We start from the raw sequence: 20,000 nt of genomic DNA on the forward strand, positions 1-20,000 counted from the left end.
GCGCGTCTCTAAGGCTTGTCGCACTTTCCACTAAAATTTAGCCTATTTAACAATAAACAACGACGCAACCAATTTCTTTTATGGTTCACTTTATTTGCGGCAATAGGGTTAAGGTAGGTCAAACCAAGATTTGTTCGCCGCGAAAGAACTGCCGGAATGGTATAGATTCGAGCAGCGGCTTTGCTCCCAACCAAAACGCGCCCGCTCAAAGCGATGCTCTGGCTTGTCAATCATATTGGTGCCAATCCCTCGTAAAATTGTCGACAATATCGTTGACAAAGAGAAATCCTTATGGCCCTATGCTTTCAATAAATCGCGGTCAAGCTTGCAAAAGGCACTCGCGGAAGAGGGAAACATTGATGATGCGAATGCGAAAATCCATTCTGATGGCGGTGACATCAATCCTGTTATTGGGAACAGCCGCAGAGGCGGCGACGCTTAAATGGGCAGGGCAGCGGGACATATTCTCCCTGGATCCCTATTCCTATGGCTCGACCTCAAATCTCGCCTTTCTGAACCATATTTACGAAGGTCTGGTGCGTTACACGCCGGAATTTGAAGTCGTTCCGGCATTGGCCACAGAGTGGCAGCTGATCGACAATAAATATTGGCGTTTCAAGCTGCGCCAAGGCGTAAAGTTTCATGATGGTTCGGATTTTGACGCTGATGATGTCATTGCCTCGCTCAAGCGGGTCAGCGCGCCATCATCGCCCTTGAGAGGAAATATTCCGCTCTATGCCGGCTCGAAGAAGGTCGACCAGTACACGGTCGATATCGAGGTTTCAGCGCCATCGCAGTTGTTTCTCAATGATATGACAAACATCTTCATGTTCGACGCGAAGTGGCTTGCGGATAATAAGAGCGAGCAGCCCACCGATGTCGGCGCTAAGGTTGAAGGTTATACAACCTACCACGCCAATGGCACCGGGCCTTTCAAGCTGGAAAGCCGCGTGCCGGACAGCAAGACGACGCTCGTCGTGAATGAAGGCTGGTGGGACGAGAAGAAGCACAATCTCGATCGCATTGAATTCACCCCGATCACTTCAGCGGCAACGCGTGTCGCAGCGCTATTATCCGGCGAGGTCGATCTGGTGGATGCGGCTCCCATTCAGGATATCAGCCGCCTTGAAGCAACGCAGGGCATAAAGGTCGACAAGCGCTCCGATTTGCGCACGATTTCGATTGCCTTTAACCGCCGCGAAAAATTGACCGATGGCCGCGACAATCCATTCAATGATTTGCGGGTCCGGCAGGCATTTGATCACGCCATTGACCGGAACCTGATCAACAAGAAGGTCATGCGCGGACTGGCGCATCCGGCAGGCGTTTTGGTTGCACCCGAGATCCCCGGTTATGATGCCACGCTTGACGTGCCTGCAACCTATGATCCGGAATTGTCCCGCAAGCTCCTTGCCGAAGCGGGGCAGACTGATCTGGCCTTTACCTATCTTTGCATGAACGACGAAAGCGTGAACGAGGAGGACGTTTGCTCAGGTGTCGTCAACATGTTGAGCCGGGCGGGATTCAAGCCAACGCTCGATATAGGACCGCGTGCTGTGCAGACGCCCAAGCGTTCGAGCGGCAAGTCCGATGTTTATATGGTCGGCTGGGCAAATGAGCCTACGCTTGATGCCTATTCAATATTGGTTCAGGTGCTTTCCACCCGCCGCGGTGCCGATGGCGTGGCGAATTACGGTGGCTGGTCCTATCCCGAACTCGACAAAATGGTGAAAGACGCCGCCTTGGAGCAGGACCGGGAAAAGCGGCTGGCAATTGAAACTGCGGCACTGAAATTCGCCAAGGATCAGGCAATCATGATCCCTTTGCATCAGCAGCCAATGGCATGGGCCACAAGCAGCAAGATTGAGAGTGTCGTAATCCGGGCTGATAACAAGCCACGGCACTGGCTGACGCGCATGAGCGAGTAATTGGTAGCGCTTCGGCGCTATCCGATAAGCAAGGGAAGACCTCCGTTCAAGGGGGCGACCAACATCCAGAAGCGGAGCACAACCAGAATGTTTAAGCAACTAGGCCTAGCGGCCACGGTGGCATTGACCCTCATTTTACCCAGTCATGCCGAAACTCTCAAATGGGGCGCGCCCCGTGATATTTACTCGCTCGATCCCTATTCCTACGGGGATAGCTATACGATTGCCTTCCTGAACCATGTATATGAAGGCCTCGTCAGATATGACGCGAAATTGCAGATTGAGCCTGCTCTTGCGACCTCATGGGAAGTTGTCTCGGATAATGTCTGGCGCTTCCACCTGCGTCAGGGCGTCAAGTTCCACAATGGCGCAACGTTTACATCTGCGGATGTGCTGGCCTCGTTGACACGCGTGAGCGACAAGACATCGCCGCTTCGCGGTAATCTGCCGGCCTATAAATCAGCCAAGGTAGTTGATAACTATACGATCGATATTGAATTGACGGGGCCTTACCCGCTGCTCCTTAACGATCTTACCAATATTCACATTTTCGATGAGACTTGGCTGACCGACAACAATTCGCTGAAGCCAACCGATGTGGGTGCGAAGCTGGAAGGCTATGCGACCTATCATGCGAATGGAACCGGACCCTTCGTCGTTGAAAGCCGGGTGCCCGACAGCAAGACCATTCTGGTGAAGAATGCGCAATGGTGGGACAAGTCCGACAGCAATGTCGACCGCATCGAGTTTACACCCATCGTTTCAGCAGCAACCCGCGTTGCGGCGCTGCTTTCAGAAGAGATCAATTTCACGGACAATGCTCCATCGCAGGATATTCCGCGCCTTGCTGCTCAGCCAAACCTTAAAGTCATGGAGCGTACCGATCTTCGGACCGTGATGATCGGTTTCAACCGCAAAGCCAAGCTCGACAATGGCACGGAGAACAAGTTCAACGATCTGCGCGTGCGTCAGGCATTTGCTCATGCGCTCGATCCGCAACTGATCCAGAAGCGTATCATGCGCGGCAAGTCCAGAACAGCCGGAGCAATCATTGCACCGGAAATTCCAGGTTATACGGAAGCGCTCGACAAGCCGGTGGCATTTGATCCGGAACTGTCCAAGAAGCTACTGGCAGAAGCTGGCGCGACCGATTTACCCTTTACCTTCGTCTGCACCACCGACGCCTATGTCAATGAGGAAGAACTGTGCCAGGGCATGATCAATATGCTCAGTCGCGGTGGTTTCAAGCCTCAGCTTGATATTGCGCCAGCCGCCGCACAAACGCCAAAACGCGCAAATGGCAAGGCGGATGTTTACCTGATCGGCTGGGCAAATGAGCCAATGCTCGACAGCTACTCCATCCTGCTTCAGATGATCCAGACAAAGACGGATAATGCCGGGGTCTTCAATTGGGGTGGATGGTCTTATCCTGAAATCGACAAGCTGATCGTCCAGGCGTCGACCGAAATGGACAGGCCCAAGCGGTTGGAACTTCAGACCAAGGCCCTGCAAATGGTCAAGGATGAGATCATCATGCTTCCTCTCCATCAGCAGCCCATGGCCTGGGTAATGACGGGCAAGGTCGATAGCATCGTTCAGCTGGCGGACAATAAACCTCGCCATTGGCTGACACATATTGCCAAATAAGTCTGGCGGTCGGCTTCGTTAGTTGCGAGGCGGACGGATAGGGAGCGCACTATATGCTGGTTTTTATTGTGAGGCGTTTAGGAAACGCAATTCTGGTTATGCTCGCAGTAGCCATGCTCGCCTTCCTGATTTTCCGGCTCGCAGGTGATCCGGTTGAGTTGATGGCGAACGAACAGATGACGCAGGCAGACAGGAACGAGCTGCGCGAGCGGCTTGGTCTTAATGATGGTTTGCCAACGCAATATGTTCGCTTCGTCGTCAATGCAGCGCAGGGCAATTTCGGAATTTCCTACCGCAACGGACAGGATGTTCTGACGTTGATTGCCGACCGTTTTCCAGCAACGCTTGAGCTTGTGCTGGTGGCAACATTGATATCGCTTGTTCTTGGAATACCACTTGGCGTGCTCACCGCAATCAAGCGCGGCAAGTGGTACACTGAAGGATTGCAGTTCATTTCCATTGTAGGCGTGTCGTTACCGAGCTTTGTTGTCGGTATCCTGCTTATTCTGGTCTTCTCGGTCAGTCTGGGCTGGCTGCCCGCTTTCGGGCGCGGCGACGTGGTCAAGCTTGGCTGGTGGTCGACGGGGCTTCTTACTCCATCGGGGCGTCTGGCGCTTATCCTGCCATCAATCGCGCTGTCGCTTTACCAGATCACGCTCATCATGCGGCTGGTGCGCGCCGAAATGCTGGAAGTGCTGCGTTCTGACTTTGTAAAGTTTGCGCGGGCGAGGGGTATCCCCCGTTGGCGGATCTATTTCCGGCACGCCCTGAGAAACTGCCTGATGCCCGTCGTCACCATGACCGCTATGAATATTGGTTCATTGATTGCTTTTGCCCTGATCACCGAGACCGTGTTCCAGTGGCCGGGAATGGGTATGCTGTTTATTCAGGCGGTGACATTCATCGATATACCGGTCATGGCCGCATATCTGTGCATCATTTCTTTCATTTTCGTTGTTCTGAACATGCTGGTGGATATTGCTTATGCAGTGATCGATCCCCGCTTGCGCAGCACACGCTAGAGCAGAGACCGGATCAATGACCATTGATGCAACCAAGCCACCCAAATTGCCAAGACCGGCGCGACCGCCTTTGCACAAGCGCATTCGCAACAGTGACCTGTGGTGGTCGTTCAAGCATAGCAAGGTTGCAATTGCGGGCGCGGTCATATTGGCGGTGCTCATTCTGACGGCGGTTTTCGCGCCGCTGATCGCCATGCAAAATCCCTATGATGGTGCGCAGCTCGACATGTGGAAAGCAGAGCTTCCACCCTATTGGCAGGAAGGTGGCGAGTGGCCCTATCTGCTCGGAACCGATACGCAGGGCCGCGACATGCTTTCGGCAATTTTGTACGGGACGCGCATTTCCATTTTCATCGGCATAGCATCCGTGGCGCTCTCCTTGCTGATCGGCATGAGTGCGGGTCTGGTAGCCGGTTATTTCGAGGGTTTCATAGACAATCTTCTGATGCGCATAGGCGACATAACGCTGTCCATTCCTACTATTCTAGTTGCCATACTGGTTTCGACAGTGGTGAGGCAGATGTTGCCGGCCGATCTTCGGGAACTGGGTGCCTCCGCTGTTCTGGTCTTTGCGATCGCCCTGTCCGCATGGGTTCAATATGCAAGAACCGTACGCGCCCAGACGATTGTGGAATGCGGCAAGGATTATGTGCATGCGGCACGGCTGATCAAGGTTCCTGCGCGCAGGATCATGGGCAAACATATTCTCCCAAATACGCTCACGCCCGTGCTCGTCGCCGCCACCTTGAATTTCGGCATGGCCATTTTGACGGAAGCCACGCTGTCCTTTCTGGGTATCGGCATGCCGCCAAGCCAGCCGTCACTCGGAACTTTGATCCGTATCGGCAATCAGTTCCTGTTTTCCGGTTCCTGGTGGATCGTGCTCTTTCCGGTGCTTCAGCTATGCCTGCTTGTCGTTGCAGTTAATCTGCTCGGCGATTGGCTGCGCGATGCCCTGAATCCAAAATTGAGATAGGTGATTTATGACCGATTTGCTGCTTCGCAATGTGCGACCCATGGCTGGCGAGACCTGCGATATCCTTATCGAGAACGGTGAAATTTCCGGTTTCGGTCGTTTCGAGCCCAAGCCTGGCATGGCGGTGGAAGATGGGGGCAACTCTATCGTTATCCCCGGACTTATCGATGCGCACACCCATCTCGACAAGACCACATGGGGCATGCCCTGGCATGTGAACAATCGCGCGGCGATCCTGCGCGAGCGTATCGACTTTGAGCGGGAAAACCGCAGCGAGATCGGGATTGACCCGCATCGCCAATCCATGCGCCACGCGATCGGACTGGCGGCCCATGGCGCCACCCATATTCGCAGCCATGTGGATATCGACCTTACTCATGGGCTTTCAATTGTCGAAGGCGTTTGGGAAACCCGCGAAAAACTGCGCGATATTATCGATATCGAGATTGTCGCATTTCCGCAATCCGGCCTCATGGTCATGCCGGGCACCAAGGAACTGCTTGACGAAGCGCTTGCGCAGGGCTGTGAAGTTCTGGGCGGCATCGACCCATGCGGCATTGACCGCGATCCCAAGGGGCAGCTGGACACAATATTTGCTCTGGCCGTCAAGCATCAGCGGCCAATCGACATCCACCTCCATGAGACAGGCGATCTTGGCGCCTTCACGATGGAGCTGATTTTCGAGCGTATTCGCGCAAATGGCATGCAGGGAAAGGTGGCAATAAGCCATGCTTTCGCGCTTGGCATGAATGATTATCTGCGCGTCGGCAAATTGATCGATGAACTAGCCGCGCTGGATGTGGCAATCCTGACAACCGGTGCGCCCTCTGTTGCCGTGCCCTCAGTCATGAGACTGAAAGAGGCAGGCATTCGCGTCGGCGGCGGATGCGATGGAATTCGTGATACATGGGGGCCTTGGGGCCAGCCTGATATGCTCGACCGTGCCAAGATCATCGGCATGAAAAACGGAATGCGGAAAGATCACGAGTTGGAGCATGTCCTGCACATTGTCTCGCAGGGTGGTGCCGATGTCATGCGGATCGAAGGATATGGCCTGAACATTGGATGCAATGCGGACATGACATTGCTGACGGGCGAGACGCTTGCCCATGCTGTTGTTGACGTGGCGCCGCGCCCATTGGTTATCAAGCGCGGGCGCGTGACAGCCCGCGCCGGTCAAGCCATTGTGGATATGCCATGACCGGCAATCTGGATAGTTTGCAACTCGGCGTCAGGTCGGCAGGCAGGACATTGCTGACCGCCGATTGGGTGCTGGGAAATCGTGACGGATCACATCGCCTCCTGCGCAAGGGAGAAGTTGTCTTCGAGGACGGCCAAGTGCTTTTCGTCGGGCACAATTTCTCTGGCGAGGTGGCACGCCGCGTCGATTTTGGAAAGGCTTTGATCAGCCCGGGACTGATCGATCTGGACGCCTTGTCCGATTTGGATACGACTATTCTGGGTATCGACAACCATCCCGGTTGGGCGAAGGGCCGTGTCTGGCCGCGATCCTATGTTGAAGCCGGTCCCTATGAAATGTACATGCCGGAGGAACTGGCTTTTCAAAAGCGGTTTGCCTTTGGACAATTGCTTTTGAACGGCATAACGACGGCGGCTCCCATCGCTTCGCTTTTTTATCGTGAATGGGGCGAGACAGTTGCCGAATTTGAAGCGGCAGCGGATGCAGCGGAGGAAATGGGTCTGCGGGTCTATCTCAGCCCTGCCTATCGTGCTGGCGGCATGGTGCTTGAAAGCCCGGGCCAGATCATGCCCGTCTTTGATGAAGAACGCGGGCTACGCGGTTTGGACGATGCAGTGCGATTTATCGCAGAGCATTCGGGACGGGGCGGCGATCTTGTGCGCGGCATGCTTGCGCCGGATCGGGTGGAAACCTGTACAATAGAATTGCTCAAGCGCACGGACGCTGCTGCGCAGGAACTTGGCTGCAAGATACGCCTGCATATGGCGCAGGGCATAATGGAAGTTGAAACGGTACGAGCGCTGCACGGTATGACTGCGCCCGCCTGGCTTGCCAAGCATGGACTGCTGAGTGAGCGGCTGATTGCGCCGCATGCGACCAACGCAACTGAAGAAGACTTGCGCCTCTATGCGGAAAACAATGTTTCCATCGTTCATTGCCCGCTGGTTTCAGCGCGTGGCGGAAACACGCTCAACTCGTTCTCGGCCTGTCGCAGCCGGGGTATTAATATTGCAATGGGCACCGATACGGCGCCTGCCGATATGTTGATGAACCTGCTGGTCGGTTTGATAACCTCCCGCATCAATGATGGCGTGCCGGACCGTGTGCGTTCTGCTGATCTTTTTGATGCGGCAACCCTTGGCGGGGCAAAGGCATTGGGCAGAACGGATATTGGCCAATTATCGCCGGGGTCGCGGGCGGATATTGCGGTGTTTGGCCTTGATGATGTGATCATGACACCGGCAATTGATCCGATCACAACGCTTGTCACAGGCGGGTCGGGCAAGGTGACGCGCGCGACGTTTGTCGATGGGCGCCTGTCAATGCTTGGCGGCAAGGTTGCAGCCATCGATATGAAGTCTGCACAAATGCAGGCGCAGGAGCAGTTTGACCGCCTCGTTGAGAAATATCCTGAACGAAGCTGGGCGCACCCGAAACTCTCCGAAATCTTTCCTTCCAGCTATCCAATGGAGAGCAACGCAAATGGGTGAATCTGCCGATCAACTCATTCTTGAGGTACGCAACCTCAAGGTGGAATTTCCCGGTCGCCATGGCACGGTCACTGCGCTTTCCGATATCAGTCTGGATATCCGCGCTGGCGAAATCCTCGGCGTGGTTGGCGAGTCCGGTGCAGGCAAGTCGATGGCCGGTCTGGCAATTCAGGGATTGCTGGAGCGTCCCGGCCATATTAGCGGCGGTGAAATCTGGCTTGAACAGCGCCGCATCGACACGCTTGACGACTATGAGATGGAAAAGATTCGTGGGCGCAAGATTGGCGCGATCTTTCAGGACCCGCTGACCTCACTCAATCCTCTATTCACAGTCGGCGCGCAGTTGACCGAAACAATCCGTCAACATCTGGATATGAACAAGGCGCAGGCGAAAGCACGGGCGATTGAACTGTTGGGCGAGGTGGGCATTCCTTCACCTTCCGAGCGTGTCGATCATTATCCGCATCAGTTTTCCGGCGGCATGCGCCAAAGAGTGGTTATTGCCTTGGCAATCGCCGCATCACCGCGCTTGATTATTGCCGACGAACCGACAACGGCGCTTGATGTTTCCATTCAGGCGCAGATCATTTCCCTGTTGCGCCGACTGTGCAAGGAAAAGCAAACCGCGATCATGCTTGTCACCCACGATATGGGCGTCATTGCTGAAGCGGCGGACCGGGTTGCTGTCATGTATGCGGGGCGGCTGATCGAGGTCGGGCCGGTGGAACAGGTGCTGCACGCGTCAAAACATCCCTATACGCGCGGCCTTATGGCCTCCATTCCGGCGCTTGCTGCCCGGGTCGAACGGCTCAACCAGATCGATGGCTCCATGCCACGGCTTGATGCCATTCCTGATGGCTGCGCCTTTAACACACGCTGCAAATCCGCTGGCCCACGTTGCGTCCGCGAGCAGCCGGAACTGATACCGGTCGGCGCAGGCGCAAGCGCCTGTTGGCTTAATGCGGGAGGAGTAGCATGACAGATACTCAACACAGGATGCCGGCTTTTACGGCAGAGCGCCTTGTCAAGACATTCGATGTTTCCGCGCCTTGGCTCAGCCGCGTGCTGGAGCGCAAGCCGCGCCAATATCTCCACGCAGTCAACGATATCAGTTTTACCGTGCCTGCCGGTGGATGCCTGAGCATTGTCGGCGAAAGTGGTTGCGGCAAATCCACCGTTGCGCGCCTTGTGACGGGACTGCACCGGCCAACCAGCGGCGCGCTTCGCTTTGCACCCGGCGCGCAGGGCGCGCCTCTTTCCGTGCAGATGATTTTCCAAGACCCGTTTGCATCGCTCAATCCGCGTTGGCGCGTCAAGAACATTGTCGCCGAGCCTCTGCGTGAATTGAAGCTGCTGAAGACACGGGCAGAGATTGCGGACCGCGTTGAGGAATTGCTTCAGATTGTCGGCCTGTCGATCTCCGATGGCGAAAAATTCCCGCATGAGTTTTCGGGCGGACAGCGACAGCGCATATCGATTGCGCGCGCGCTCGCCAGCGAACCGGAATTTCTCGTATGCGATGAACCGACTTCTGCACTCGATGTGTCTGTTCAGGCGCAAGTTCTTAACCTCATGCGCAAATTGCAGGACGAACTTGGCCTGACCTATCTTTTCATCAGCCACGATATGAGTGTCGTCCGGCACATGTCGGATCGCATTGCCGTTATGTATCTTGGCCGGATCGTGGAAGAGGGCGATACGGAAAAGCTTTTCGCCGACCCCCGCCATCCCTATACGCAGCTTCTGCTGCAAACGATCCCGAATGTGCAGAACCCGAACAGAAATCGCGCACCCGCCAGCGGTGAAGTGCCAAGCCCGCTCAAGCCGCCTTCAGGCTGCACATTTCATCCGCGCTGCCCGATTGCAACAAAGCGATGCTCAGTGGAAATTCCCGAAGTGCGCATGTTGAGCAATGGCACCCGCATTGCCTGTCATCTGGTCGATGAACGCGAAGCCGCCGTGGCGCTATGAGACAGGGTATTTATGCTAGAGCGGACTTCAGATCATGAGGCTGGTCGCGGATTTCGCTCAGGTCAAGCTCGGTTTCAACATGTTCCAGATGATGCTCCATAAGCTTTGTCGCAGTCTCTGGATCGCCACGGGCAATCGCTTCGACGATTTCCGCGTGCTCGTCCGGGCCGCAATTGAAGCGATTGGTGTTGCGGTAGACCGCAGTGATCAGCGAGCTTCGGGAAATCAGATCGCGCATGGTTGCAAAGAGGAAGTCCGAGCCTGCAACCTCGGCAAGCAGCAGATGGAAGCCGCCGGACAGCTTGATAATATCGGTGGTAACATTCTGCGCATTGGCAGTTCTTTCCTTGGAAACATGCGTGCGTAGCCTCGTCACATTCGCCTTGGAGATGGATTTGCAAAGCCTGTCTACGATACAGCGCTCGACGGCTCTTCGCACAAAGAAGACATCGCGCGCTTCTTCCACCGAGGGCTGGCATACGAAGGCACCGCGATTGGGGATGATCGTGACAAGACCGTCGCGCTCCAGCGCAGAAAGTGCCTGGCGAACGCGCGCGCGGCTGACATCAAAAATGGCTGCAAGTTGCCCTTCCTTGAGCTGCACGCCCGGTCGCAGCCGCCGTTCGGCGATGGAAAGCCAAACACGTTCAACGATATATTGTGCAGAAACCCCTGTTTGTTCAGTCATTTGCGCGTCTCCTGATAGACACAGACAATCGCGATCAAACGAAAAATGTCAACTTATTTTGTCTGCATAATTGTAGACAATTACTACTAGAAATTGTACACGATAATTATAGAGAGGGGAGGTTGCAATGCAGTTTGACTTTACAACATTGGAACCGGACAGCCGGTATCGTCTGCTGACCAACTTTATCGGCCCGCGACCCATTGCGCTTGTGACCACCCGCTCGCAGGCTGGACACAGCAATGCGGCGCCCATGAGCTTCTTCAATGTTTTCTCCCATGATCCGGCGATCGTGGTTCTTGGTGTGCAACCCCGGCAATCGGGTGAAGAAAAAGACACCATGATCAATATTCGCCGCACCGGCGAGTTCGTCGTCAATATGGTTGATATGACCATAGCCCAGCAAATGCTTATTTGCGGACTGGGCTTTGACAGCGAGATCGATGAATTGGAAATGGCGGGCCTTCAGGCAGAAAAATGCGCCAAGCTCGATGCCAATTATGTGGCCACCGCCCCATGCTCACTAGAATGCCGTGTGGAACGCCTGATCGAATATCCGCGCCGCGTGCTCATTCTGGGCGAGGTGGTTCACATGCATGTTCGCCGCGATTGTCTCGACGCCGAAGGGCGCTATGTCAATCCTGAAGTCTATCAGCCCATCGCCCGCCTTCACGCTGACAATTACATCACATCTGACCGACAGTTCGTTCTCGAACCCCCGTCAATTTCTGATTTCATTAAATCCCGGCGTGACTGACGCGGTGAAGGAATTTCCCATGCATATTTGTCTTATTAATCCAAATTCCACCGCCTCAATGACCGCTCAGGTGCTTGAAAGCGCCATGCGGGTTGCCAATCCGACGACGCGCATCACCGCGCTTAATCCGCTGGATACGCCTGTCAGCATTGAGGGCGGCGCGGATGAGGCTATGGCGGTTCCCGGCATGTTGGCGGAGATTGTCAAAGGCGAAGCGCAGGGCGTCGACGCCTATGTTATCGCCTGTTTTGACGATCCGGGCCTCCATGCGGCACGGGAAATCGCGCGCGGTCCCGTCATCGGCATTTGTCAGGCCGCCGTGCAGGTCGCAATGACCATCAGCCGCAGGTTTACGGTCATCACGACTTTGCCGCGCTCCATTCCCATCATTGAAGATCTTGTATCTGCTTATGGCGCGGATCGTCATTGCAAAAATGTCCGCGCTATCGATCTTCCGGTGCTTGCGGTGGATAGTGATCCGGGTGAAGCAGAGCGGCTTTTGATAATACAGATTGAAAAGGCGAAGCTGGAAGATCATGCCGAGGCGATTGTTCTTGGCTGTGCCGGCATGTCGGCCCTTTGCGAGCGGCTCAGTGCTGCGACCGGTCTTACCGTCATTGATGGCGTTACCGCCGCAGTCAAACTCGCCGAGGCGCTGGTGGGGGCGGGATATGCGACCTCGAAAGTAAACGCCTATGACTTTCCCCGGATCAAAACACCATCTCCAGCCAAGATTGTCGAGCAAGCCTTGATCAGGTAACAGGCATGCTGCCCATTATTATTGACAATATATCGATAAAATGATGATATAAAGTCATTAAAAGAGGGCAGATATGATGGCCGGGCCGCAGGATAATGATGACGCAGAGAAAGAGCAATTTGCGACAGCACTGCCAAAGCATCTCAAGCCTGTAACGTCAATCGGCCCCATCGTGTCTTCGGCACATCTTGCCGATGGCGGTTCTCCTGGTCTTTCCGAAGTAGAATATGGTTTGATCCTCGCTTCCCATGCCTTTTCGCGCTGGATGGTTCGATGCATGGCCGCTGCCGGACTGCCGGGGCTTTCAGCAACAGAAATTCTCATACTCCATTCGGTACGCCATCGAGACCGGGAAAAGAAGTTGGCGGACATTTGCCTGGTGCTCGATATTGAAGACACCCATGTCGCCACATACGCCATTCGCAAACTGGAAGCGGCCGGCTTGGTCAGCACCGGTAAAATTGCCAAAGAAAAAACTATCAGGATTACGGAAAAAGGTTCCGACGCCTGCGCGCGTTATGCCCAGATACGGGAACGCTTATTTGTAGCGTCAACGATCAATGCGCGCCCTGCAGAAGAAACCCTTTCGGAGATAGCCGCAGTTCTGCGTTTCCTTTCAGGCGCCTATGATCAGGCATCGCGCGCTGCCACCACGCTGTAAGGCTTCCTGTTTTGCGGCGGGCGAATCTGATCCGGCCGGGTTGATGAAGAAGGTCGTAACCGGTCGCCCGCGTGTTTTGCCCGAATGGATGAACCGGCCCACGACCAACTCCTCATCAATCAATCTGCGAAGAAGCAACCCAATCGATACGGGATGCAATGACAATCGGTCGGCCAGTTGTTGGCGGGTAAGGCCATCGCTGCTTTCCAGAGCCTTCAAGCATTCCAGAAACCGGCCATGATGCAGGGTATTTGCTACTCTCAATAGTCTTCTCGTTACATTGATGAATCACAGGGAAGGGCGGAGAGGAGGCATCAGTGCCTTACAACGCGTTCCCGCTTTCGGGTCAGGCATCGTTCGGACAAGTTAAACGCTTGTCTGTGAAGTCCATGTGACAGGCCGCCAAATTCGCGGCGCTTCAGACGCGCAAAACACCCTGCCGGACCTTTAAAAAAGCGGAACCTGTGCCAACCCCCAAAAAGTATACCATTACTGTCTACTTATAGTTGCAAACTCAACCGGCTTGTCCTAACGAAAAGATGAGTGGAAGAGTCAAGATTACATTGCGCTTCCAGTGGACGTGGAAAAAGCGAGGCAGTGCCCCGCAAGACGTGAATGATAAAGGGTCCCAGATGACTGATATGAACGATAAGACGGGATGCGGCTGGCTCGCATCAACCGCCCTTGGCAGCGTGCTGCTGCTGGCATCCGGTGGTATGGTGCAGGCACAAACGACGAATGCGGCAGCCGGAACGCAACCGGCGGCCAATGGCTCCATCACGCTGGATACGATCGTCATTGATGGCAGCGCCGAAGGCGTCAACGGCATTATCGAATCCGATGGTTATGTGGCTAAGTCTGGCCGAACCGCGACAAAAACCGATACGCCCGTGGCGCAGGCACCGGTTTCACTTTCCACAGTCACCCAGAAGCAGTTGCAGGACATCAAGCCGCAAAATCTCGTCGAAGCGCTGAATTATACGCCCGGTGTACGCGGCGGCCTTTTCGGCGCTGAACCGAGATTCGATGCTTTCAAGATTCGCGGCATGGATCTGACCTATACGGGTGTATTTCGCGATGGTTTGCGCCAGATCAGCAGTCCCAATGGGCTGTTCCGGCTCGAACCCTATGGTTTGGAGGCGATCACGACCTTGAAGGGGCCGGCAGCTTCAATCTATGGAGCGAGCAGTTCGGGCGGGATCGTGGATGTTGTTTCGAAACGACCGACAGAAGAAAGACTCCGCGAGGTCGAGATCCAATATGGTTCCTATGGCCGGGTGCAGGGTGCCTTTGATTTTTCAGGGCCGGTCAATGCGGACAATACGCTTCTCTACCGCCTGACTGGCGTTGCCCGTGACGCGCGAAATGAGATCGATGCGGTCAAGGACGACCGGCTGTTCATAGCGCCTGCTTTGACATGGCAACCGGATGACGGCACGAAACTGACCGTTCTGGGCGAATATATGGATAGCACGACCGGTGGAACGTGGGGCTACATCAATAAATATGGTCCGGGCGGCACTTCCATAGGCGCGACGCCTGAATATGGCGGCGATGCCCGGTTCAATGATTTCAGCCAGAAGCAATGGCGCATAGGCTACGAGCTGGAACAGGCACTCAGCGATTCGGTAACGCTTTACCACAAGCTACGCTACTCGGACCTTTCCATGCGTCAGGAATGGGTCTTCGAGAATTTTCCCGGTCTTGGCTATGAGGACAATAGTGGCCTCGCGACCGACACTTATCTGAAGAGCGATTTCGACACCGGAGCGCTCGAGCATCAACTGGTTACCGGTATTGACTACAGCTATATGAAATATACCGCCCGGCAGGGCAGCGGGCCGGATAACTTCACCGACGATCATACCTATGTTCCGGAAATCACCTATGAGGAGATGCAGCGGCAGCGGTCCGTCGGCATTTATGCCCAGGACCGGATCGCTTATGATGCCTGGCGGCTGACTGCCGGAGTGCGCCATGACTGGGTGGACAGCGAATATACACCCGGCGGCGACAGCTATGCACGCGACGACAGTGAAACAACCGCACGTGTCGCGCTTGCCTATGTCACACCATTCGGGCTGACGCCCTATGTCAGCTATGGCACATCATTCGTGGCCAATCCCGGCGTGATCCAAACCGTCGGAAGCGTTGCACAGCAGGCGCGCCCGACATTGGGCGAGCAGGTGGAAGTCGGCGTAAAATATGCGGTGCCCGACACCAATATCCTGCTGACCGCTGCGGTGTTCAACATCGACCAGAAGAATGCCACGGTTTACGAAACCTCGTCGGGCACCAATCTCCTCAGGCAGCTTGATCTCAAATCCCGCGGCTTCGAGCTTGAGGCAACAGCGTCAATGGATAATGGGCTGAGCTTCATCGCCGCCTATTCCTATAATGATGTCGAGATAACCCGGCTGACGCCGGAGACGGAGGGCAAGACGCTTAATTCCTCCCCCTATCACACAGCCTCGCTTTGGGTGAATTACGACTTCCAGGATGGGCCGCTGGACGGGCTCGGAGTCGGGGCAGGCGTGCGCTATGTCGGTTCGAGTTTCGGCGATAATGTCCATACGCCGGTGCTCGACAACAAGGACCGAACCTTTGTCGATGCTTCAATCCGCTATGATTTCGGCAAGCTGGATTCAGCCCTCGAAAATGTTCGCCTGCAGGTCAATGCGACCAATCTCCTCAATGAGGTCAAGCAAATCTGCACCACCGGTTTCTGCTATTTCGATGAAGGCAGGAAGGTCGTTGCCAGCATGCGGTATCGCTTCTGATGGCGAAATTATCCAATCCTTCTCCGGTACTGGTCTTTGTTGCAGTTGGCGGCCTTTATGTGGCGCAGAGCGTTATTGGCGGGTTGACGATGCTGGGACTCCCGGCGGTGTTGCGGGACCAAGGTCTGCCGCTTGACCAGATCGGACTTCTATATCTGACGGTCCTGCCATGGGCGTTAAAATTCCTCTGGTCCCCCTATGTAGAGCGATACAGACTGCCGCCGGTCGGGCGCAATCGATCGCAATTGATCGTGCTCGTCGGAGGACTTCTCTGTGCGGCCGGTCTTGCCGCCATGGGGCTGATCGGACCTTCACCGCTGATGCCGGTATTGTTCTGCCTGACATTCATTGCCTTCATAACCTCAACCGTGGACATAGCCTGCGATGGCTATGCGGTGGAATCGCTGGCAAAGGAACATCATGGCTGGGGAAACGCCGCCCAGGTTGGCGGCGCCTATCTCGGTTCCGCAATCGGAGCAGGGCTGTTTCTCGTTCTCGTTGACAGGATGGGCTGGAGCCCAGCGGTATATCTTATGGCGCTTGGGGTGCTTGTTCTCGGCCTGCCTTTCATTTTCGGGCCACCCGCGCGTTCGGTCGTCGAGATTCGCGATCATGCGCCGTCATTGATGGTGGCGCTGCGACGCCCGCAGATCAGAAAGGGCCTTCTGATCGCGGCGATTTACGTTGCCGCACAGAAATGGGGACTATCCATGCTTGGTCCCTTCCTCATCGATTATGGTTTCGATCTTGCGACGATAGGGGTTTTGAATGGCCTTGGGAGCATGCTGGTTGGTTTCGGCGGGGCTCTTCTTGGCGGCGCGCTCGTTCGACTATGGGGAGCAAGCTTTGTGCTGATCCTGACGATCCTCGTGCAGGCCGCTCTGCTTTTCGCCTTCGCTTTCTTCAATTTCGGTGGCACTGCATCAAAGCCCGTTATCATCGCGGTTGCCATTGCCAGTTCCTCCGGCGTGATGTCGATCGGTTTTGTTGCTCTCTATTCGCAGTTCATGGGCTGGTCTGATCCGAAACAGGCTGGCGTCGACTTTACGCTTTTCCAGTGCATGGACGGGATGGTCAGCATGGTAGGAGGCCTCGGTGCCGGTTGGATCGCCGAGCATCTGGGCTATACGGTCTTCTTTTCGATCGCAGCGGGGATTGCCGTCGCTTCTGCTCCGGCCATATTCTGGCTGATGAGCAAAAGCGACGTGGCTATTCCAAGGCTCGCCTTCAAGTCGTCCGAGTCGACGTGATGGCCAATTCTGTCTCGTAGTCAAAGAGGTGGAGATTGTCCGCAGAAATATGCAGGCGGACTTTCTCACCTTTGCCGTTTCCGGGTCTGCCGCTATGGGCCATGATTACCGGCTGGTCAGCAACATCGAGGACGACGAAAGTCATGCTGCCGGTGGATTCGATGCCGGTTACAACGGCATCAATTGCCACATCGTTCGAACTCGCGTGAAGCGAGAGATGTTCGGGTCGCATACCGACCCATAATTTCCGGCCCGCCTCGATATGGAAGTTTGACTGGATAGACTGCGTGCTATCCTTGTTGAAGACGATCTTGCCATCAGCCTCTGCCGTCGCCGGCAAGAAATTCATGGCGGGCGAACCGATGAACCCGGCAACAAATTTATTGCCAGGGTGATCGTAAAGATCCAGAGGGCTGCCTTGCTGTTCGACCACGCCGGAGCGCATCACCACAACATGATCGGCCATTGTCATTGCCTCGACCTGATCATGGGTGACGTAGACAGATGTCGCCTGCAGCCGCTCATGGAGCTTGCGGATTTCCCCGCGCATATGGACCCGCAATGCGGCATCAAGATTGGAAAGCGGTTCGTCGAACAGAAAGACCTTCGGATTGCGGACGATGGCGCGGCCCATGGCTACGCGTTGCCGTTGTCCTCCCGACAGCGCCTTGGGCAAACGGTCCAGAAGACCGCCAAGCCCCAAAGTATCGGCGGCAGCGCGTGTCCGCTCCGAAATTTCATCCTTCGGGCGGCGTTTCAGGCGCATCGAATAGTTCATGTTGCGCTCGACATCCATATGCGGATAGAGCGCGTATGACTGGAACACCATGGCGACATCGCGCTCGCGCGGCGGTTTGCCGACAACGCTGGTTCCAGCAATGCGCACATCGCCGGAGCTGATCTTTTCGAGCCCCGCCAGGGTGCGCAGCAATGTCGACTTGCCGCAGCCGGATGGCCCCACCAAGGCGACGAACGAACCCTGCTTTATGGCAATATTGATGTCCTTGAGTGCATGAAACCCGACATAATGCTTGTTCAGGTGGTCGATCTCGATCTGGAGCATGGTGGTTGACCTCACTTGAGCGCGCCGGCGGTGAGACCGCTGACGATACGTCGTTGCAACAGCATGAATGCGATAAGGATCGGCGTCACATAGATGGCCGCATATGTCATGATGCCGTTCCAGTCATTGGCCTCCGGACCCATGAAGGTCTGCAAACCCACGGTCGCAGTCTGTAGCTCATTCTTGGCGATCAGCGAGCGCGCATAGACATATTCACCAAAGGATTGCAGGAAGATCAGCACGGAGGTGATCAGGATGCCGTTGCGGGCCAATGGCAGCATGATGCGGAAGAAGGCACCGATGCGCGATGACCCGTCGACGAGCGCGGCTTCTTCCAGTTCTCGTGGTACCTGCACGAAGGTTGCGCGGCACAGCACGATATAAAGAGGCAGCATCTTGGCGGTCTGCGCAAGAATGACTGCAAATCTTGGACTGGCGAGAAGCCCGATCTGATTGAACATCACGAATATGGGCGTCACCATCAAGGATGAGGGCAGGACCTGCATCATCAGGATCGCAAACAGGGCCAGATCCATCCAGATATTGCGCACCCGGGACAGCACATACGCACAGCCCGTTCCAAGCATTGTAACGAGAAACGTCACGCCAATGGCGATCAAAAGGGAATTCCAGATATAACGGCCCATATCACGGCTCTTCCAGACATTCAGGAAGTTCCATTGCGGATCGCTCGGCCAGAAGGTTGGCGGATAGCGGAAGATTTCCGTACCGCCTTTCAGCGCTGTCAGATACATCCAGTAGAGCGGGAAGAGATAGATCGCCGTTATAAACAGGCCAATGAGTAGGAGAATCGTGCGTTTCATCTTTCCGTCCTAATAGCTGTGTTCGTGACGGGTGGAGCGGACATAGACTGCCGCTACGATGATGACGAAAATGATCATGAGGACGGAGACGGCGCTGCCGAGCGAGATTTCATAGGTCTGGAAGGAAAGCTGCCAAGACCAATATTGCGCGACATTGGAACTGTCTGCGGGGCCGCCCTGCGTTAGTGCCGCGATCAGGTCAAATTGTTGCAATGTGAAAATGACGCCGAGAGAAATGACTGCGCCGAGCTGGGCACGCATCAGCGGCAATGTGATGGATCGGAACCGCTCGAAAGGGCCTGCGCCATCAAGTTCGGCGGCCTCGTAGACATCGCGCGGTATGCTTGCCAGTCCCACGGAAAGCAGCAGCATGTTGAATGGGATACCGAGCCAGACATTGGCAATAATAACGGCATAGAGAGTGACATCCGGGTCGGAAAGCCAGAAGATGCGCTCGTCCGCAAGCCCCAGCGCGGTCAACGCATAGTTGATGACGCCGAAGTCACCGGCGAAAAGCCATTTCCAGATGGCACCAACGACAAGAGCCGGCATGATCCATCCGGCAAGAAACAAGCCGCGCAGATAGGTGGCGCCGGGAAAATCCTGCTGGAAGAAGAGGGCGAGACCGAACCCGATGGATAATTGGAAAACAATCGACAGTACCACAAATTTCAGAGTGTTCCAGAAGACAGAACCGGCGATGGGCTGCGAGAAAATATCGTAATAATTTTGCAGGCCGACAAAAGGCCGGTTGAACGAAGTGATCGTGAACATATCTACGGTCTGCAGCGACATGATAATATTGTAGATGATCGGAAAAGCCGAGAAGGTGATCAGATAAATGAGGGCTAGCCCGAGCAGCAGGATATCAAAACCGCTGCCGTCCCGGATGGTTCTCATAATGCCTTGCATAGCGTCCTCCGCTCGCCGCCGAACAAATAGGCTTCGCTCTTTCGCATGAAGGAAAAAGCGAAGCGCAATT

At 55.2% G+C, this 20,000-nt stretch carries 18 protein-coding genes; 13 read left to right on the forward strand and 5 right to left on the reverse strand.

The annotated features are described in order from the left end of the window. The first annotated feature begins 362 nt into the window (after positions 1 to 362). From V9K92_RS20765 to V9K92_RS20800, 8 genes are all read left to right on the forward strand, one after another. Positions 363 to 1,928 carry an ABC transporter substrate-binding protein gene (locus V9K92_RS20765; protein WP_442958599.1) on the forward strand — a complete coding sequence of 522 codons (1,566 nt, stop codon included), beginning with the start codon at positions 363 to 365 and terminating at the stop codon, positions 1,926 to 1,928. A gap of 87 nt (positions 1,929 to 2,015) precedes the next feature. Continuing rightward, positions 2,016 to 3,575 (forward strand): ABC transporter substrate-binding protein, encoded by a 1,560-nt coding sequence (locus V9K92_RS20770; RefSeq protein ID WP_337354835.1) that lies wholly within the window; start codon positions 2,016 to 2,018, stop codon positions 3,573 to 3,575. A gap of 53 nt (positions 3,576 to 3,628) precedes the next feature. Then, a complete protein-coding gene (locus V9K92_RS20775) occupies positions 3,629 to 4,597 on the forward strand; it encodes an ABC transporter permease (protein WP_115053763.1) in 969 nt (322 codons plus the stop codon). 16 nt (positions 4,598 to 4,613) lie between these two features. Further along, the gene (locus tag V9K92_RS20780) at positions 4,614 to 5,573 is read left to right on the forward strand and encodes an ABC transporter permease (RefSeq protein WP_337354836.1); all 960 of its coding nucleotides are present in this window, start codon (positions 4,614 to 4,616) and stop codon (positions 5,571 to 5,573) included. A 7-nt stretch (positions 5,574 to 5,580) separates the two neighbouring features. Continuing rightward, on the forward strand, positions 5,581 to 6,774 hold the full coding sequence (locus V9K92_RS20785; RefSeq protein WP_337354837.1) for an amidohydrolase family protein: 1,194 nt from the start codon (positions 5,581 to 5,583) through the stop codon (positions 6,772 to 6,774). After that, positions 6,771 to 8,264 (forward strand): amidohydrolase family protein, encoded by a 1,494-nt coding sequence (locus V9K92_RS20790; protein WP_337354838.1) that lies wholly within the window; start codon positions 6,771 to 6,773, stop codon positions 8,262 to 8,264. Before V9K92_RS20785 ends, V9K92_RS20790 begins: the two co-directional genes overlap by 4 nt. Next, positions 8,257 to 9,243, forward strand: coding sequence for an ABC transporter ATP-binding protein (locus tag V9K92_RS20795; protein ID WP_337354839.1), 987 nt, complete (start codon positions 8,257 to 8,259; stop codon positions 9,241 to 9,243). Before V9K92_RS20790 ends, V9K92_RS20795 begins: the two co-directional genes overlap by 8 nt. Next, positions 9,240 to 10,235: an ABC transporter ATP-binding protein gene (locus V9K92_RS20800; RefSeq protein WP_337354840.1), complete on the forward strand. Its 996-nt coding sequence runs from the start codon at positions 9,240 to 9,242 to the stop codon at positions 10,233 to 10,235. The genes V9K92_RS20795 and V9K92_RS20800 overlap by 4 nt, the downstream gene beginning before the upstream one ends. A gap of 10 nt (positions 10,236 to 10,245) precedes the next feature. Here V9K92_RS20800 and V9K92_RS20805 read toward each other — a convergent pair whose 3' ends face one another. Next, the gene (locus V9K92_RS20805) at positions 10,246 to 10,923 is read right to left on the reverse strand and encodes a GntR family transcriptional regulator (RefSeq protein ID WP_337354841.1); all 678 of its coding nucleotides are present in this window, start codon (positions 10,921 to 10,923) and stop codon (positions 10,246 to 10,248) included. Positions 10,924 to 11,050: 127 nt separating this feature from the next. Between V9K92_RS20805 and V9K92_RS20810 the strand changes: the two genes are divergently transcribed. From V9K92_RS20810 to V9K92_RS20820, 3 genes are all read left to right on the forward strand, one after another. After that, complete coding sequence (locus tag V9K92_RS20810; protein WP_337354842.1) at positions 11,051 to 11,680, forward strand: flavin reductase family protein; 630 nt, start codon at positions 11,051 to 11,053, stop codon at positions 11,678 to 11,680. Positions 11,681 to 11,699: 19 nt separating this feature from the next. Then, positions 11,700 to 12,440: an aspartate/glutamate racemase family protein gene (locus V9K92_RS20815; RefSeq protein WP_337354843.1), complete on the forward strand. Its 741-nt coding sequence runs from the start codon at positions 11,700 to 11,702 to the stop codon at positions 12,438 to 12,440. A gap of 73 nt (positions 12,441 to 12,513) precedes the next feature. Further along, the gene (locus tag V9K92_RS20820; RefSeq protein WP_336441995.1) at positions 12,514 to 13,101 is read left to right on the forward strand and encodes a winged helix DNA-binding protein; all 588 of its coding nucleotides are present in this window, start codon (positions 12,514 to 12,516) and stop codon (positions 13,099 to 13,101) included. On the opposite strand, the gene V9K92_RS20825 is transcribed toward V9K92_RS20820, so the two are convergent. Next, positions 13,057 to 13,365, reverse strand: coding sequence for a hypothetical protein (locus V9K92_RS20825; protein ID WP_337354844.1), 309 nt, complete (start codon positions 13,363 to 13,365; stop codon positions 13,057 to 13,059). The genes V9K92_RS20820 and V9K92_RS20825 overlap by 45 nt on opposite strands. Before the next feature lie 377 nt (positions 13,366 to 13,742). Between V9K92_RS20825 and V9K92_RS20830 the strand changes: the two genes are divergently transcribed. Together V9K92_RS20830 and V9K92_RS20835 are read left to right on the forward strand one after the other, a co-directional pair. Beyond that, positions 13,743 to 15,881, forward strand: coding sequence for a TonB-dependent siderophore receptor (locus tag V9K92_RS20830; RefSeq protein ID WP_337354845.1), 2,139 nt, complete (start codon positions 13,743 to 13,745; stop codon positions 15,879 to 15,881). Beyond that, positions 15,881 to 17,131, forward strand: coding sequence for an MFS transporter (locus V9K92_RS20835; protein WP_337354846.1), 1,251 nt, complete (start codon positions 15,881 to 15,883; stop codon positions 17,129 to 17,131). The genes V9K92_RS20830 and V9K92_RS20835 overlap by 1 nt, the downstream gene beginning before the upstream one ends. Here the strand turns inward: V9K92_RS20835 and V9K92_RS20840 are convergent. From V9K92_RS20840 to V9K92_RS20850, 3 genes are read right to left on the reverse strand one after another with little or no spacing between them, the layout of a single operon-like run. Beyond that, positions 17,109 to 18,194 carry a sn-glycerol-3-phosphate ABC transporter ATP-binding protein UgpC gene (locus tag V9K92_RS20840; protein WP_115053774.1) on the reverse strand — a complete coding sequence of 362 codons (1,086 nt, stop codon included), beginning with the start codon at positions 18,192 to 18,194 and terminating at the stop codon, positions 17,109 to 17,111. The two genes, V9K92_RS20835 and V9K92_RS20840, sit on opposite strands and share 23 nt — an antisense overlap. Before the next feature lie 11 nt (positions 18,195 to 18,205). Further along, positions 18,206 to 19,018: a carbohydrate ABC transporter permease gene (locus V9K92_RS20845; RefSeq protein WP_337354847.1), complete on the reverse strand. Its 813-nt coding sequence runs from the start codon at positions 19,016 to 19,018 to the stop codon at positions 18,206 to 18,208. 9 nt (positions 19,019 to 19,027) lie between these two features. Then, on the reverse strand, positions 19,028 to 19,930 hold the full coding sequence (locus tag V9K92_RS20850) for an ABC transporter permease subunit (RefSeq protein WP_115053776.1): 903 nt from the start codon (positions 19,928 to 19,930) through the stop codon (positions 19,028 to 19,030). Positions 19,931 to 20,000: the final 70 nt, after the last annotated feature.

This window comes from Phyllobacterium sp. CCNWLW109 (assembly GCF_037203905.1).
Lineage (GTDB): Bacteria > Pseudomonadota > Alphaproteobacteria > Rhizobiales > Rhizobiaceae > Phyllobacterium > Phyllobacterium ifriqiyense.